Genomic DNA, 16,962 nt, shown 5'->3' on the forward strand with positions numbered 1-16,962 from the left:
GCTCAAGCTTTTCTATCTCCTGGGTGCTCCACACCTGAAATCTGTTTGGTCGGCCGGCCACCGAGCAGGCCTTCTTGATCTGCAAGCATTTCGCCGATCTGCAGGCCGTGGTCGTCGATACGGTACAGGCGCAGTTCATCGGAATGGGCGCTGGCCCTTACTTTGACCACAGCCATGATGCGTAGCAAGCGGCTTTGCACTTCAATATAGCGTTGAACGATGATCGCGTCGGTGAGAAACGCCGTGCCATAGGGGCTGAAGCGCAGATCGGTGTAGCGGTCTTCAAGTTCGGAGGTCATCAATACGCTGACACCGACACTGGTCAATGCGGTGACCATGCGGGCCAACGACTCACGGAAGTCTTCGCGAAAGGTCGGTGCCAGTGCCAGCTCGAAGCCCGAAAGTGAATCGATGACCACTCGGGTCGCTTTCAGACGGGTTATTTCGCTCAACAATAACTGGACGATTTCGTCGATGGACAGGTCCGGTGCACGACTGTCCACCAGTCCGACCTGACCGCTTTGGATCAGCTGAGTCAGCGTGGCACTTCGCAAATGATGGGGGCGTTGCTCGAACACCGCGATCACACCGGTTTCACCATTGCGGGCACCTTCAGCCAGGAAGGTGGCCGCCAGGATACTTTTCCCGGAGCCGGAAGGACCGGCCACCAGCAACGAATAGCCACGGGGCAGGCCACCGCCGAGCATCTCGTCCAGCCGCGGAACGCCCATTTTCAGGCGCGAAGACGGTGTGCCGTCGGACGGTTCGACCGGCTTCGTGGCATACACCGCTGCCGGTGCGAAGACCTTGATGCCCGAAGTGCCGATGCGGAAGGTGTGCAGCCCCGGCAATGTCGGCTGGCCGCGCATCTTCATGATTTCCATTTTGCGCACCATGGAGTTGCGCTGCACGCTCTGGCGCAGCCAGATCAGGCCGTCGGCCACGGTGAAAATCGGATTGGTGTCGGTCTCGGTGAAGTATTCGCCGATCAGGAAGGTGGTTGCCTGCCAGGTGGTCATCAACATGCCCAGTTGCTGAATGAACTGCGGCAAGTTGTTATTCGGATTGTCCTGGGTTCGGCTTGCCAGCACGACCGAGCGGAACGAGTCGACGAACACCAGTGCCGGACCGTGGGCCTCGACCTCGGCGACGATGCGCCGCAGCACCTCATCCAGGTCGCCCGCCAGCGTATCGTCTGCCAGGTTGATATAGCGGACCGAATGGTTGATCGCTTCGCTGTCGAAAAAGTCGAACTGCTGTTGGTAGCGCAGCATCTTCAGCGGCGGTTCACCGAGCACGGTGAAGAACAGCGCCGGACGTTCCGGGGTGGCCAGGGCGAACATCATCTGATGCGCCAGGGTGGTCTTGCCGCAGCCGGGAGGCCCGGCGATCAGGTTGAACGAAAACTCCGGCAATCCTCCGCCAAGCACCTCGTCCAGTCCTGGCACGCCAGTGGCCAAGCGGTTGATTGTCACTTTGGTGGTCATGACGAAGTATCCTGCGCGGGGCTGCCGCCCAAAGAATTTTCCCACACAGCACGAAGCAATCGTGCGGTGAGCGAGGGCCCGATCAGCGTGGTCAGCAGTTCGTAGAATGTTTTTAGAAACGCTTCACCGAAAAAAATCGCTTCGGCTTCGCTTTGCTGAACAAGTACGGATTTGAGTTCCGTCAGATCCATGCCGGGCTGCACACTTTCATAAGTACCGGCCAGGCGTGGATGGGTGGAGGCGCACAGATGGAGACTGCGGCGATAAAGCGCGGCAACCCCTTGCTGTCCGATAATCGGCGTAAGGGCTGCATCCATTTCCTGCAATGTTGTAACGATCGCATCGGCGACCTGGGCAATGTCAGCGTTGTGGCCAACGCGGTGCGCCAGAGAAGCTACGATCTGACTGCTCTCTTCGCTATCCGTGGGCATGGCAAACTGATATCTGGATGGATAGACCCTGATAGTACACCCAAAGGCGTGTAGTGGAGGCTGGTTTGAGTGGCTGTTGAGGGCTGATATTCCGTCCTTTGATCCTGATTGCCGACAGGGTTGGCGTTACCGACGAACCTTTCCCCGATTTGCCTCTGGCAGATGGGGGTGGCGGTGACCCTGATCTTGAGTTTGCACTAAGTTATACAAAGTGAAACCTTGCATTGAGCTAGTCGACCGACGGTTCGCCAGGCAAAAAAGCCCGCGGCAGAGCGGGGAAACCTTAGTGCCTTGAAATGAGCGCTCGGGAATGTACAGCGCGGGGACCGCCGATAGGGTGAAGAAAAACTCATTTCTATTGGCCGAAGAGAAGACTCAACTGCGCTCGATAAATCGTGCAATGACCTGATTGACGATGTCTGGATGGGTAACGGGACCCATGTGCCCAAGTTCCTCGAATTGCACCCTCTCGACTTTTGGCAGAGCCCCGGCCAGTAACCGCGCCACCCCAAGTGACGAGGCTGGCGAGTCCTTGCCTGTCATGTAGAGCACTGGAATGTCGAGCGAGCGAAAAGCCTGCAGTGGGGTCGGCTCGGTCAACAATGCGTGAGCCCAGCCGCGCACATTGGCCACCGCAGCGGCGATGGATTGCTTGCGTTGCTCCGGGGTTCGTTTCCACGCTGCAGAACCCATCCAGTAGTCAATGAACCGCTCGGCGGCGGCGCCCTGGTGACCTGCATCGAGGGCTCGGCCGGCATCGGCAACGACCTCGCGTATCAGGTCCGCCTCATTGGGTGGGGGCATTTGCGCATCAAGCAGCGAAAACAGCGTGGGCTCATACACCGCGATGGCACGCACCCGCTCGGGATGGTGCAACGCGGCAATCAGTGCGACTGCGGCGCCATAGGAATGACCCACCAGCGTAAGAGGTGCGCCCGCTCTGGCAAGCACCGGCTCTGCGAGCGCAACTTCGTCGCTGAGGCTGATGATCCGATCGGCTGGCCAGGCAGGGCTCTTGCCTGCGCCATAGGAGTCGAGAGCCAGCACATGGAACCGCGGAGCCAGGCGCTCCAACAGCCCTCGCCACTGCGCCGAGCTGCTCGCATTGGCGTGAAAACACACCACGCCCGGGCCAGCACCCACGCCAGACTCCTGAAAAAAGGCTTCGATGAGTTCCACGCAGACCTCCGGAGAAGAGAGACTGGGGACAATTATTTGCCTGATCGGGAAAAGAGGACAGTGCTATTTATCAACTTCTACAAGCCGAATAACACCGCTGCTCGGATCGTCCACCGGCTTTTGCGCCACGGTGGCCGGGTCAATACCCCAATCCCCGTGTAAATACCAGTCATCGCCGATCATCTCGGCCGGATGCATCGTGCGGTCAGAGCCATTGCCACACGCCAGGGAGCTCGCCGGACAGTACCTGTCACAGCCCCAGCAGATGCGCTCGGGGTGTTTCGGGTGGATGGGGAATATCTTGGCCATGGCGATCTCCAAGTGACGTGTAGGAGTGGCCTTCAGCCTACAGAACCCGGGAGGGTAGGGAGTTGATGGTGATCAAGAATGGGGAATTCGCTGCGTGAAAAGGGCACCCTCTCTGTGGGCATGAGGCCCAATGCCAGTCAGTTAAGCATTGGATACTCCCAAAAAGATCGCAGCCTGCGGCAGCTCCTACGCCGAGCCGATTCACCCTTGTAATAACGGATGTGCGCAAAACTTGTAGGAGCTGCCGCAGGCTGCGATCTTGGCGATATTACACTCGCCGAAAGGCTCTGGTTTATGTCGAAGTACTGTGCATTTTTTTAACTGACCGGCATTAGCCTTCAGGCCACCCATCTTTACGACGACGAAACCTGCGCCTGCAATCGTCGCCCAATGACATCCATCAAATCGCAGCCATCACGCAACGGAATGGCCAGCACTCGCGCAAAATCGTGCAGGACCACGGCATCGCTATGGATCTCCTCGCGCAGGGCGAGGTTCTCCAGCAGTTGCGTCACGGCGCTGATGCGGTAGGCCGCGGTTTCGTGCAGCACGTCGAGGGGCGCTTCGGTGTCAATCAACAGGGAAGGGATGGTGCAGTCCAGGCCGGTGATGGGCATGTATCGAGCCATGGGTAGAAAACTCCCGCTTTCATTGGAAGGCTGTTGGCTTCACCACAGATGCTTGTGAGGCGAGGTTATCCAGCGCTCGGTTCACCAACAGCTCACCCAATACCACCCTCTGCTGAATCGCCAGCGCCACATTGCGGCGTGAGCCTTCGAGCTCGAAGGCCAAGCCCGGGGTCATGACATTTAGCGACGCGAGCGTTTCGCTGGCGTGAACCAACAGCGTTTCAGTGTCGACGTCGGGGGTAAGGGCGAAGAGGTTGTCTGGCCGTTTGTCGAGCTTGGGTTTATCCAACGGCGGCGTCAGCTGGAAGTCGAGGGCGCTTTCGGCGGCCTCGCGGAGTTTGCTGCAGTCGAGGAACGCGTAAGCAGAAAGGCTTGGGGTTTCGGGGGGATTGGGGGTGATCTTTTTCATGGTGAAGCTCCATTGTCTCGAGAAGCTACACTTTCCGGCCTGTCAAAACCGATCGCTGATTTGAAGCGATCCCTGAAGATTATCTTCGTAGTTTGTTCCTCGCCAGTTCACCGAAGACGCCACAGGTTGCAGGAAGAGTCTGAAGCTCGTATTCAGGGGCGGTTCTGCCCTGTGGAAGACGCAACATGGGGATTGTTTCCCCACTGTTGGGTAAGTATCGACCTGCATCCCAAGTGTGGGCCTTTCAGGTTTCTAATTCAGAAAGGTGTAACCAACCTTGGTTACTGATTCAAACGAAGAGATACCGGTTCTGTAACCGGGCTTGTATCTGATTATCGGTACTCTCCGGTCATCATTTGACTAATGGCCATTAGCAATCTCTCGAGTATTGCCTATAGTCTGAGCGTGGGCCGCGGCGTTGTCTTCCAAGCCACGATCAGGCCAGAGGCAGAGCGATTGCTGGCCCATATTTTGCGTGCTGTCCCAATCGTTCTGGGGGGTAAACCAGAGAAGCGAGCGGACGGTATTGTTCTGGGCCTGGAGATGCTGAATGCGCTGCAAACCAGGGTCTGGAAAGCCTATTCGAGTAACAAAACTGGCCCAGAACAGTCTCCGACTCACCGATCGGGTAAGTCCCCCGTGTGATTTTTCGATAGCGGCTATTGGCCGCCATGGACGAGCTACCATAGGTAAACCGCATTTTTTTCCCAGGAGAAAGTCATGCCGCGTTTGGTCAAACCATCGGACTATGTACTCCAGGCTGTGATGGATAAAAAGATCTATATCCTCCCCTGGGAACGACGACTTTGTCCGGGCAATCCTACGGAGGAACCCGAGCAAGGTGCGCTGCTCTACAATAATTACATTCTGAATTTCATACATGGAGTGACACCGCGACCACCCAGCGAGCGGGTGATCGAAATTGCGCAATGGTGTCTGGCCATGGCTGGAGAGCCTGCCAGGGCCTTGGCCGATGATTTGTCTGCGGCTTATCTGAGCCGATACAGTTTTAGACTCGATGACGTGTCGAAATATGACGATGAATCGAAGGAGTTTCGGGGACATTTGGCGGTTTGGTCTGACGAGATCAAAAAGCTGCCGGCGACCCTGGTGATGGCTTTGCGCGCTCGTGCTGCAGGCCTCTTGCGACACTGACGTTTGTTCGTTAACAGAAAAAAACGGGGGCAGACCACGATGAGTCAGGTACCAACCTGCTCACTCAATCGTGCTCCGACCGGGAGTGAAAACCCCCGATCGTCCCAACAGCCCCCACTCGACTCTGTCCTCTTCGTGGTTCAAGCCAGCCCCTCAGGGCATCGCTTCCACAGTAGAGGGCGTCGAGCCAGAAGCTGGCGATCAAATCCCAAACCCCAGATGCAACAAAGCCCGCAAAAGGCGGGCTTCTTTTGATGGGCCGGGGGATTTGAACCCCTGTCTGCCAGTACTCGGCTGTCGGCCTTCACTCTCGCTTACTGATCACCTTTGGTGGTGTTCTGGATTTTCTGCATCGCCTGGGTGGTCAGGGAAATGCATTCTTTGGCCCCATCCTCGGTGCCCCTGGCTTTAGCGGCCGTTGCCTGATGAATAGTGGCATCGATATCGGATTTCAAGCCCTCGCTCATTTGCTCGGTGCTGACCTTGGCGTCGCGGATTTTTTGCAGGTTGATAGTGCAAAGATCATCCTGCGAGCCAGCAAACACCGGGGAGGCCAACATTGCAGCGGTAATGAGCAGTCCAGCCAGTGCAGAACGCTTCATGGGTATCTCCTTGAACTGATGGTCTCGGTGCTGCCGTTCAATGGGCGGCCTGGCCGAGGTCGGTTGTGAGCCTCATTCAATGGGGCCTAAGCAAAAGACTATAACTGCGCTCAGGAATTCGATTTTCTTTTTGAGATAAGAGGAATAAGCCGGTTTTGGTCCGGCAGGGGCACTGATAAAGGACGAGAGAACGCCCCTTTTCACCTGTGGCAATCCTTAGGCCGGTCTGGCCTCGATGTTTGAACATCGATTCGCCATCACACTTCACTCAACTCCACTGTGTGCCTGAAGTGATGCTGCCAAAGCCTGACCCCCAACCCTCCCGTCCGATCAGCGACGATCCCACCGTCAGATCCGTAATCAAGGTCGGTTGCAGGTCGGCATCGAACAGCGCAAAACCGGCGGCCAGGCAGCAGGTTTCAGTCTGAAGGCCTCAAACAAGTATGCGGTCCAGATTCAGGCTCTGCAGATGTTCGATAGTTTCCGGGGACGGCGCGTAACCGTGCTTGATGAAGACACGATCGGCCAGGACCAGGCTGTCGTCATTCGGCGTGGGGTGCCAGCCGAGTTGTTTCTGAAAGGGGTAGTGGCTTCGTCGTGGCGCTCGACAGTGGCGACGCTGGTTAGGGTGCCAAGCAATGCCTGGATGCCTTCGACCAGCCATTGCGGTGGGGAGAAACTGGGTTGGACGTCGATGATCAGCAGGGATTGGCGCATGTGGGGCTTCGAGCTTGGGGCTGGAATCGGGATGGGTGTGCGGGGCGTTTGCTCTTGTTGCGCCAGAATCCAAACCTCAAACCCCAGATGCAACGAAGCCCGCACAAGGCGGGCTTCGTTGATGCTTCGTTTGGTGGGCCGGGGTAATTTGAACCTGGCTTTTATCTTATTGATTATTATGATTAATAAACGGTTTGTTTTTTATTTGGGATACCAATTGGAATGCCTTTCAGCTGTTGAGGTGTGCTGTTCACGTTTTCTCTTGGAGTGTTGTCTATGACAATCCCGGAAGCTCGTAAGCGTCCGGCGAGCTCATCTGTCAAAGTCCGAGGGAGTAAAAGGCCACCAGACGCAGACTGATCTGTAAGCAATGTGAAAAATTTGCATATTGCATTTGTCGTCCACGCATTACGCTTGAATGCGTCATTGGTACAGACATCATGGTGATAAGGCAGTTGTGTCCGCTAAAAGGGGGTATACCCATCACCAATGCCAGAATGCTGACGTTATGTTCACTGGATGCTTTGTTGAGGCCAGTCAGCGGCTTCAACCTCAGAGGAAACCTCAGTCGCAGCTTCCCTGGCCTTGCTCAGAAGCTTCTCCTGCCTTTTGCTCCTTGCCTCGAGCTTCTTGAACGACTCGAATTCTGACTGAATCAACTCGTAGCATTTATGGGTGGAATAGACTTCATCCAGCACGCGGCTCTGAATCTCAGCATGGTTATCAGCTTCATAGAGCTGCCAAACGCTTTTGCCCGGCTCGAATTTCGTCCCGTACATGTATTTATTCAGAATGTGATTTTTGGACTTTGGATATAAGAGGTTGCTAGGATTGTTGAACGTCCCGATGACGAGCAGGGAAAGGTCTACGACTCGAAAACTGTTTTGGAACGCGAAGGCTTGCTGATTCGAAAGGATATGAAAGCGTTTGAACAGCTCGAACAGAATCGGAACGTCTGAGGAGGTAATTCCGATCCCGCACAAAATTGCGGACACCGCACCATCATGGGCGTTTTTCACCTGGTCACATGCTGTTTTGAGTAAGGCATAGATATGCTCAAGCATCTCCTTCTCTGTCGCATGCTCCCATAGCCAGAAGGATTTGGTCTTCTTAAGGACTTCGGATTTTGCGATGCTGAAGTCCCGCTCGGGGTTAGCCACCAGGAATGAGCCACCGATGAACCTGCAATCCTTGTCCCATGGGTTGTAGCAGAAACCCGATGCTGTGCGCTTCTTCTCAGGAACGTAAAACTCCAAATCGAAGAACACCACTTTGCATTTTCCTGGCCTGAGTCGACCTTTTTGACTTGCCATCCTTGCTTGCCCCCTTCCACGTTGCGCCAGTTACAGAGGGTCGCATCATCGCAATGAACACGAGTAGCGACAAGCTCAGCCGCATGTTCAGTGGGGCAGTTCACTTTGACCGTGCCACGCGAGTGCTGGATTTCAACGCAGATGCTCGATGAAGCAACCTGGGAATGCCCTCCGGCGAGCTGTAAAGGTAGCGGAATGAAAGCAGGTTGTAGCTGCGTGACTTCGTTCGTTTGTACCCGAATCCATTTATGGACGAGGTTCGCGTTAAGGCTGTGGTGCTACGCAACGCTGGCAATCGACGCGCCGGGCTGAGCGCACTCTTGGACTACCTGGGCCTTGAAGGATTTGGAATAGGATCGGCGTTGTGGCTGCATAGAAAGACCCGCTTAAAAGGCTAGAAATGGTGTCCACCCAAATTTAAGTGCACACCATGTCCTCGCCTCGCGGGGCTGGGTAGATGACTTGGCCGGACGGATACGGAAGCTCCTCAGAAAGTGAGTTTTTTGGTTTTTGGCCGGAGGGGATATGCATTCGTATTCTTGTCAAGAAGGCAGCGGCAACAAAAACCTTTATTTGAGCCGCTTTCTGGAGATTAAGATAAATATCTTCAAATGGAAGGTTTGAAACTAGGACTCCATGAGTACTATTTTATAGCCAGTGTGCCGGCAATTTGGTCCCGTAACTCTTTTCTACCATCCTCAATGTGGTAATGATCTCGGTATGCCTGGCTTGGTCGGCGGGCTTCCAGTCGTCTCGGTGATCCAGCAGAATCTTCAGCTCTCCAAGATTGTACATTCCCAAGCGGTGGAAATTGCCCCAGTTGGGGATACCGAACAGATTGTATATAGTTACTGTAGCGTCTCGTTCACTGGCAAGCCGCTTATCTCCAGTCACCTTTTCGGCGGCGTCTTCGGCTTCGTCACGGTCTTCGTAAGTGTTGAGAAGTTTCATAGAATTCGGGTGCAATGATAGCTGGGGTGAGGATTCTGCCTGGATATAGGCTGTTATGAACAGGTAAAGGATCAAAGAATACGTCAAAAGTTGGCGCCAGGGCAATGACTTTGATTCTGCCTAGAAAATGCCTAGGGCATGATGAATGGAAAGTTTATGCGGATGGGCAGGGTATTTCTTTCTCTGACTATCCAGAAACAGTTCTTAGATCCAACATGCCAGTCCAAGAAAGTGCACTATTTGGGTGGTCTTAATATTACTTAACATAACTAACCTACTGTAGGTGGATAAAGCGCGCTAAAGGGATCTCAATTTCGAGGCGACGTCGGCCTGCCGTCAGGACTTGGCGCGATGCGACAATGTCACGGGCTATTTGAGGAAGTAATCACCGTTCTTAGGGAATTTCTGCAAATCACTGGTGACGGGTATTATTTTTTTCCGCACAAGAGTAACAGGTCGATACGAAGTTGGGCATGCACTTTAGTGAATCAGAAAGTAGCGGCCGAGACTTATGGGAAGTCACTCCGGTTTCTACAAGCAAGGTCGAGTTGTCGAAATGACCAATGAAGCGTTCCACTAGTAAAGATGGCACGCTTCATTGGGATCCTCCGTTGTTAGCTTGCTCCCTTTGAGCTAAGAATGCCATGGGAACTATTTGAGCTAGGAGTTATATTTGCTCACGTTTTCCAGTCACGGCCTCTTCTATATGTGTATCAAAGGTATTCCGCCATCAAGCGGAGCACTCTCTTAAACTCGTCGTCTGCACCCCCACCGCCAGTTCGCGTCCCTCCCAAGGTTGCAGTTGTGTTTCTCTTAAATTTGTCGTAGTCGTACCCATAGGTAGCGCGTCCTAGGGGGCCACTCTGGTCAGCAATCCATGTCCTTAAATCGTTCTGAAGATCTGGATTACTTGTCACGTCATATGGCTTTGTCGGATCAGTTGACCTGATGTTTTCAATGTGTTCGGGGTGGGTTTGCAGGAACTGCTGGGCAACACCCACTGCTTGTGTCACATGGCCCCGGGTACCATCAGATTGGCCAATACCCTTTTCAACCACAGCCCACGCCATGTGTGAGTTGGGTGTGTGAGTCTTGATTTCAGCCAAACATTGTTTGTAAAACCATTCCTTAGACTTAAGTGCCATCGTAGTTTTCCTTTAAATTATAAAGCTACGTCAGACGTAGCGCCGAGCATCCGCCCTGATGGGCGGCGAAAAATATTACTTATTTGGAAATATCTCAGCATACCCAATTAAATCGAATGAGTAGCTTCCATCGCTGAGAAATCCGCCTTTGTGTTTTAGATCTCGTTCCAAGGCAGGTTCAATGATATTAGAAAATAGCGTGAGTCGATGCTCTAGTAGTAGTTTCGGCGATGTCGTAGGAGCCTGTAGATACCGTTCGCATTGTCGTTCGACTCCAGGAACCCGTGTACCGTCTAGCTTGACAGCAATGGGTTGGACGACGGTGCGGCGCTCTCCGTTGCCAGCGGACGCATCTACTATCCACAACGATAGCAGCACAGGTTCGTCCACATCAGCAGTTACTGAAATGCCGATGTCTTCCGGCGGTACGCTGCGCCATCGGCCAAGTGCCTCCTGCATCAACGGGTGATCCAGACCAAGCAGCTCCAGATCCCTCTGACTGGTGGCCGCGTCCCGGTTCAGGGTGAAACGAGTTCGACGGCTTCCGTCAGCAAACACCAAATCGTATGTTTCATCGTCGACCTTGACCAACTGTTGTTGGTTATCTGTCACCGCTACCGACAAGAATCGGACCAGCCTATTCAAGCTTGACGACACGTCCGAGAACGGCTGGTAATCGTCGAGGCTGAAACCATCGAGGTCTTGGAACAAGTCGAATACCACTTGCCGAGCCTCGCGAGAATTTGACAGTGCGGCTTCAAGCTCCACCTGAGTTCGCTTCAGTTCGGGGTCCGAGAGCGCCTCTTGGTAAAGCCGGTCATAATTCAGTCGCTCGGAAAGCTGTCCAAGAATCTGGGCGCGCAAGTCTTCAGCGATATTACCTTGGTCATCCACCTTGCCGACCGTGCGCGCAATTTCGACTAGCTTTTCATCAAGTAGTAAGAAAATTCGACCCTCGATGGTGTCCGACAGTACCAAGTTGTATACCTGTGCGGTGTCGCGCTGGCCATAGCGATGAATGCGTCCGATACGCTGCTCCATGTCCATGGGGTTCCACGGTAGATCGAAATTGAATAGGACACGTGCGAACTGCAGATTAATACCTTCTCGCCCCGCCGCTGTGCACACCAAAACGCGAGGGCCATCCTTTTGGCGGAAACGTCGTTCTGCTGCCAGCTTGGTACCGTGGTCGCCACCGCGCAACACTGCCACTCCCTGGCCAGGAAAGGTGTGCTCGATCTCACGGGCAATCAGGTCCACTGTGCCTAGGTAAGTGGCGAAGATTACAATCTTTTCGTTCGGGTTTTGCCGCCATAGATGGCCCAGACCGTCAAGGAGCTTCTGCGCTTTGGTCTCGCGCAGCTGCGGGAAGATGTTCAGCAAGTCGCCAATACGCAAGCGCTCCTCAGGAAGATGCAAATCAATCATTGTGGATGCAGCATCCTCGGCACCCGTGGACAAATACTCGCTACCGTAGGGGTCAGAGGCCATCTCTAATGCCTCTTCGTCCAGTTTCTTCACCAGCCTATACTTGAGATCAGCTAGAACCCGATCAACCTCGCTGCGACCGATGTTGTCATAGGCGAGACCAAAATCTTCGTGGATCAAAGCGCGAGCTTCTTCTGTGAGCCTTTCGCGACCCTCAATATCCAGCTCCTTGTCGCGCAGCAACGCCTCGTGCAGCGTCAACATCAGCAGGCGACGTCTGAGCGTGCGACGAACCGCGGAAAAGCTTGATGCCGCGATCTTCTGGAAAATCGCCATTAGAAAGCCCAGAGCACGTCCCTGGTTACCCTGGCGACGCGCCAGATCAAAGCCGTCCTCCAGATACTCGCGCAGCTTTTCGTAGAACAGCCGCTCTTCCTGATTCATCAGGAAGGACTCGGTGTGCACCCAACGCCGCGCAAACAGCGGTGAGCCATCGGGTTGGCAGGCATCGGCCTTTGTGCGACGGAACATCACCGTGTTGAGCCGATGACGATGTTCAAGCATATCCTCCGGGCTACCAAACAGCGTAGGATTCAAAAGCTGTGCGAGCATCCAAAACTGGAAGTGATCCCCTTGATGTGGGGTGGCGGACAACAGCAAGAGATCACGTGCATGGTCCTTCAATGCCTCGGCCAACTTGTAATTCTCGGTCTTGCGTACCTTGCCGCCCATGCGATGTGCAGTCAGGTGGTGTGCTTCGTCGAACACCACCAAGTCCCAGCGTGGGGCATCCAACAGACGTTTGATTCGAGCCGGGCGCTTCAGGGTGTCGATGCTGGCAATCAGTCGATCGTGTTTAGCGAAGGCATTGGTTTTGCGGTCGGTGATATCGCCCTCGGAGCCGAACACTTCAAAATCGAGGTTGAATACCTCGTTCAGTTCTCGATGCCAGTTGTTCACCAAGCCCGCAGGTACGACCATTAGCGCTCGTGTCAATTCGCCACGGCTGGCCAGTTCGCGCAGGATGAGCGCTGCTTCAATCGTTTTTCCCAGCCCTACCTCATCGGCAATCAGATAGCGCCGAGGCGAGGCGGTGGCAATGCGGTGGGTGAGTACTACCTGGTGTGGAAGCAGATCTATGCGAGCTGAAGTAAGCGCCGAGGCGCTTTCCATCACTGGCAGCGCGTGCGCCTCATAGCACAGCCACGCTTTGCGCCCCCGTTCTGCACTACCATCTACGGTGCGCAAGATGCGCTCAGTGCGCGAGAGTTCGCGTCGTAGTGACGCATCTGGTACTCGTCGTTCGCCGACGCCAAAGAACGCGCGCACGTAGCCATCACGTGGGAGATCAAGAACGACTCCTTGGCCATACTCGTGGTGAGTGATGCGCTCACCGGGCTGGAACAAGTCTTCTGTATGCACGCGCCGACCTCAAGTAATCCGCAAATGGAACAGACCCGCAGTTTGAGCCCCTTCGCGCAGTAGTATTTCCTGTGGGTACTCATTGGCTTCCCCCCAGAGGAGGCGGCCAAAGTCAAGCTGTTGACCTCGATTTGGTGCCTCGCATAGCCAGCTCACTGCATCGGTCGAGGCTTGCACCTTGAGACGTCCGTGCTTCTGCGGCAACCAGAATATCAATGCGGCCTCGCCGGCGTATTCATCCTGAAACGAGAGGATGGCACGCTTGATGGTATCTCCGAGCCAGACTTCACCCTGATCCGGGGCTAGTAAGTCAAGGCTACCCTCAAGCCCGGCCACTATCAGTGTCCGGCTATTGTTGCTGGGCAGGTCATCGGGCCAATGGCTTGGCTTACCCGGTGCCTGCGCGGACAATAGAAACTGACGCAAGCTCCATACTTCTTCCGCCTTGCAAACTTGATTGCGCGCTTCCTCATCCCACAACCAACTTGTGCCGCGCCGTTGCCACACTGTATCGAGGACCTGCCTCATTGCGCATACTCCCAATCGTCATCGAACAACGATACCTGCCGTGGTTTGGGTGCTTGGCTACTTTGCCACGTGATGTAGATCGACAGCGCACGTGAAGCAGCATTGCGTGTGATTTGATCTGGGCCATTTTTTTGCAGCCATTCCAACAACGGTTTCAAGGCCACGTGTGCCTTGAAATTCTCATTTTTTAGCGTGTCTGAGGCATTGACTCCGCTGCCGTCTACACAAGCACCGATCAGCACCAATGCCTGGTCAAGGTCGGAAATCAGCTTACGTTTGTGTTTGCCTTGCCAGTCACGGGCGAAATCGAGAGGCGCGGTGCGGGTGAAAACCTTCTTCACTTCGCTGCACCAACCACGCTGCTCAAAGTCATCAGGTGTAGTAATCGTGCCGCGCAAGAATTTCTGTAACTGGTCGCGCTTCATTTCGGTGGCCGTACCGAAGGTGCGGAGGAACTGACGGGTCATCGGTTCGGCGTTCACGGGCGGAGGTTCTTTACCCTTATCGGCGTCTTCGTCAATGAGTTGATTGATACCGACCAGCGCGTCCCTAACGGAAATAGTCCGGCCTTCATCCACATAGACCTTGCCATAGTGGCGCGAGAAATATTCCAACGCCTTGCCGCGGCGGATGACCTGGATATCAGCTGCAGGCAGTCCTTCCTTGGCATGGTTCTCCAGCATAGCCTGTAACTGCCGCACGTCAGCCATCACCTCGCGGCGCATGCGTCCCCAGCTCACGGGTTTAGGTTCCTCGGTTCGCTTGCGGCAGACATGAATGATGTCGTACTCGATAGTCTTGGAGCCGAATTCGCCGTCTCCTTTAGTTTCGTCGGAGCGGATCGGATACGTTGCTTCGAGGTAATAGCCGGCGTCGAAAAGTGATTCCAGCACCGCTACCCACGGCTCATCCTCGCTATGGTGAAATGTGAAGGCGAGAATGCCGCCGGGCTTCAAGAGCCGATGCGCCTCACGCCAGCACTGCGTGAGCAATCGCTGGTAGAAACCATCTGGATCTTCCGGCTCGCGGGCGCGGTTGGCCACTGCTTCCAACGACTTGGGGGTGTACTCTGGGCCGAAGATTTCTGGGTACTTATTCTTAAGTGCCAAACGCAGCCAGACGTAGAAAAAATCTGCAAGCTCCGAATAGTGCAACAGCCCGCCAAACGGTGGGTCGGTGATGATTAGGTCAAGGCTACTGCTTTCAAGCTGGGCCAGATCAGTCGACGAGCCCTGATACAGATCCACAGCCTGCACCGGATCCCCCGGCATGACTTTTTCACTCTTGCCGCTCAGTTGGTCAGCCAGTACAGGGTTTTTGCGCTTCAGTGCCTCAATGCTCACCGCCTCCCATGGCTGAACAGCCCATTCGCGGCCTTCGAGAATACCTTCAGTACTGGATGCCCAGTTGCCTCGACCCAATGAGGGAAAGACGCAGTTCTCTACCACCGTCGATTTCGGGTGATAGTTGTTGTTCGCAAACTGGGGTTCTAGCTTGTCGCCTTGGACATTCCACAAAGTGAATAGACTTTGATTACGCAGGTATTGCTGAAACGCACCTAGCACAAACTCCCGTACTGCCCAGTCGTAGTTCCCTACTTCACCGATGGCTTTTAGTAGCTGTGCGTGGACAAGCAACTGGCGAGGGTTGAACATGGTCCACCAGTGGGTGAAGCCGTGATTTGGCACGCCACCTTGCAAGTGGTGGGTCATGAAGCCGTAGGGAAGCTCCGAACGTGGCCAGTATTCTTTCAGATCGGCATCTTTGCGCGCTTCCCATTCAGCAAGCGCAGTGTCGTGCTGCTGTGCTTGCGCTGTGCCGTAGGCTGCGAAAAAGCGTCCATTGTAAGGTTTACCTGACGCACCGCGTTTGGGCGCATAGCCTTGCACTGCATAGGCTGCCATCGGTCCTGTCTTGCCAGTGGCCTTGACGGTGGTCAGTACATCCTGCACCGTGCCGCAGGCTCCACAGGCGTAGTGTGATCTCTTTGGTACGGTGCCGCTTTCCGGAGCGAAACTAATTCCGGTTTCCGGGTCGGTCACTTCTGCCGGCAGGGCGCCGCGCACTTCCAAGAGGCGAATCTTTTTGGCGCGTGCTGCATCCCATCGCGTAGTAGCCGCTACGTCATCCTGCGCAGAGCCACCAAAGGGCTGACCGTTGGCATCTTGCTTTGCTTCGCCTGCGAGCCACTGCGGATGGACCAGCAGGCTCAGTTCCACCTTCTTATTCTTACCTTTGCCGAGGTTGACCAAGGCCGTGTGGCCGCATTGTGGACAAATCACGCCCTTCTTACGGTCGAGAACGGAATAGGGATATTCGCTTGGTGAGACGTAGAGCAATGCGTCAGGTGCCATGCGAGCGGCATCTTCCTCTACGTCGAACGCTTCACCACACTTACCGCACGAATGTTTCCAGTGCTTGACCGTGAGTGTTTTTACCGCCATCACCGGGCTGGTCATGATCGGAGTACGATGACCGCAACCCGTTACCTGACAAGGCCCGTGTTTGGACCAGAAGGTGTAGATGATCTCTGGTCCTTCATAGCTATAGTTTTTACGCTCTTCACGCGGAATGGCGAGCGGGTCGAAACCGGCTGGCATTACCTTGTCCGTTGGAAGGTGGGTCCACTTGCCTTTTTCACCATCAGGGCCGTCGCAATAGTAGTAAGGCATGATCTGCGGCTTGACCTCTGCCTCAATGTCAGCGAGGAGTTTCTTCACATCACCGAGATCGACGTCAGCCAGTTCTTGCTTGACCACGAACCACGCTACCGGATTGAGGTCGTTGCCGACCATCTGCATACCGAGGCGAGAGCCTTCCACTAGTGTGGTGCCGCCACCCATGAAGATGTCCGCCACCTTCAGGTGCTTGAATGTGCCTTTCTTCTGATGGTTGGCGTAGTAGTTGTCCCACACGAGTCGGGCGGCGTGCGATTTGTCTTCCGGAGCCTTCGTTGCCGCCGCTATCAACATAGAGCGGAACACACTGGAGCGACGTCGTGCCCACCACTTCGACATTTGGTAGATCGGCTTGCCTGCATTGCCCTCTATGATCGCTACCTGATTGACAGGCAGGATGGGGAAGTCCACTTCTAGGCAGGTCTTAGGGCGCTTGGGGTCGTTGAAATCGACTGTTTCTAGCGCGACGGCCTTGCCCGCGCCGACTGCCTTAGCAACCTCTTGAGCGAGCAACTGTTTTTTGGTGGCCATTCAAAGCTTCCTTAGTTTTTCTTGCGTGCACGACTGTTCGCGCATGTT

Annotated in this window: 15 protein-coding genes and 1 pseudogene; 1 reads left to right on the forward strand and 15 read right to left on the reverse strand. The window is 54.8% G+C overall.

All coding sequences use genetic code 11. The features are described 5' to 3' along the window. Positions 1-2 precede the first annotated feature (2 nt). The 6 genes from F8N85_RS16605 to F8N85_RS16630 form a co-directional block, all read right to left on the reverse strand. On the reverse strand, positions 3-1,487 hold the full coding sequence (locus F8N85_RS16605) for an ATPase domain-containing protein (RefSeq protein WP_150804646.1): 1,485 nt from the start codon (positions 1,485-1,487) through the stop codon (positions 3-5). Further along, positions 1,484-1,918: a hypothetical protein gene (locus F8N85_RS16610; RefSeq protein ID WP_224795701.1), complete on the reverse strand. Its 435-nt coding sequence runs from the start codon at positions 1,916-1,918 to the stop codon at positions 1,484-1,486. The genes F8N85_RS16605 and F8N85_RS16610 overlap by 4 nt, the downstream gene beginning before the upstream one ends. Before the next feature lie 375 nt (positions 1,919-2,293). Next, positions 2,294-3,097 (reverse strand): alpha/beta fold hydrolase, encoded by an 804-nt coding sequence (locus tag F8N85_RS16615; protein ID WP_150804647.1) that lies wholly within the window; start codon positions 3,095-3,097, stop codon positions 2,294-2,296. A 63-nt stretch (positions 3,098-3,160) separates the two neighbouring features. Next, entirely contained in the window at positions 3,161-3,406 is a 246-nt protein-coding gene (locus F8N85_RS16620; RefSeq protein ID WP_150804648.1) for a DUF3079 domain-containing protein, read from the reverse strand. 353 nt (positions 3,407-3,759) lie between these two features. Continuing rightward, positions 3,760-4,035: a hypothetical protein gene (locus F8N85_RS16625; protein WP_150804649.1), complete on the reverse strand. Its 276-nt coding sequence runs from the start codon at positions 4,033-4,035 to the stop codon at positions 3,760-3,762. A gap of 19 nt (positions 4,036-4,054) precedes the next feature. Then, complete coding sequence (locus tag F8N85_RS16630; RefSeq protein ID WP_150804650.1) at positions 4,055-4,444, reverse strand: DUF6124 family protein; 390 nt, start codon at positions 4,442-4,444, stop codon at positions 4,055-4,057. Between the two features lie 720 nt (positions 4,445-5,164). Here F8N85_RS16630 and F8N85_RS16635 point away from each other — a divergent pair. Further along, positions 5,165-5,599, forward strand: coding sequence for a hypothetical protein (locus tag F8N85_RS16635; protein WP_150804651.1), 435 nt, complete (start codon positions 5,165-5,167; stop codon positions 5,597-5,599). Positions 5,600-5,913: 314 nt separating this feature from the next. Here F8N85_RS16635 and F8N85_RS16640 read toward each other — a convergent pair whose 3' ends face one another. The 9 genes and pseudogenes from F8N85_RS16640 to F8N85_RS16690 all read right to left on the reverse strand — a co-directional run bounded on the left by F8N85_RS16640 (position 5,914) and on the right by F8N85_RS16690 (position 16,914). Then, positions 5,914-6,201, reverse strand: coding sequence for a hypothetical protein (locus tag F8N85_RS16640; protein WP_150804652.1), 288 nt, complete (start codon positions 6,199-6,201; stop codon positions 5,914-5,916). A gap of 257 nt (positions 6,202-6,458) precedes the next feature. Beyond that, a pseudogene (locus tag F8N85_RS34990) lies at positions 6,459-6,918 on the reverse strand (isochorismatase family protein). Between the two features lie 512 nt (positions 6,919-7,430). After that, on the reverse strand, positions 7,431-7,697 hold the full coding sequence (locus tag F8N85_RS35595; protein WP_150804730.1) for a hypothetical protein: 267 nt from the start codon (positions 7,695-7,697) through the stop codon (positions 7,431-7,433). A gap of 812 nt (positions 7,698-8,509) precedes the next feature. Continuing rightward, positions 8,510-8,605: a transposase gene (locus F8N85_RS35790; RefSeq protein ID WP_150804654.1), complete on the reverse strand. Its 96-nt coding sequence runs from the start codon at positions 8,603-8,605 to the stop codon at positions 8,510-8,512. 274 nt (positions 8,606-8,879) lie between these two features. Further along, positions 8,880-9,182, reverse strand: a complete 303-nt coding sequence (locus tag F8N85_RS16670) for a hypothetical protein (RefSeq protein ID WP_054897182.1) — start codon at positions 9,180-9,182, stop codon at positions 8,880-8,882. Between the two features lie 713 nt (positions 9,183-9,895). Continuing rightward, entirely contained in the window at positions 9,896-10,327 is a 432-nt protein-coding gene (locus tag F8N85_RS16675; RefSeq protein ID WP_150804655.1) for a hypothetical protein, read from the reverse strand. A gap of 75 nt (positions 10,328-10,402) precedes the next feature. Continuing rightward, complete coding sequence (locus tag F8N85_RS16680) at positions 10,403-13,177, reverse strand: DEAD/DEAH box helicase (protein WP_150804656.1); 2,775 nt, start codon at positions 13,175-13,177, stop codon at positions 10,403-10,405. Between the two features lie 9 nt (positions 13,178-13,186). Then, positions 13,187-13,705, reverse strand: a complete 519-nt coding sequence (locus F8N85_RS16685; RefSeq protein ID WP_034115125.1) for a hypothetical protein — start codon at positions 13,703-13,705, stop codon at positions 13,187-13,189. After that, the gene (locus tag F8N85_RS16690) at positions 13,702-16,914 is read right to left on the reverse strand and encodes a DUF1156 domain-containing protein (protein WP_034115124.1); all 3,213 of its coding nucleotides are present in this window, start codon (positions 16,912-16,914) and stop codon (positions 13,702-13,704) included. Before F8N85_RS16690 ends, F8N85_RS16685 begins: the two co-directional genes overlap by 4 nt. Positions 16,915-16,962: the final 48 nt, after the last annotated feature.

Source organism: Pseudomonas fluorescens (assembly GCF_902497875.1).
GTDB classification, from domain to species: domain Bacteria; phylum Pseudomonadota; class Gammaproteobacteria; order Pseudomonadales; family Pseudomonadaceae; genus Aquipseudomonas; species Aquipseudomonas fluorescens_BR.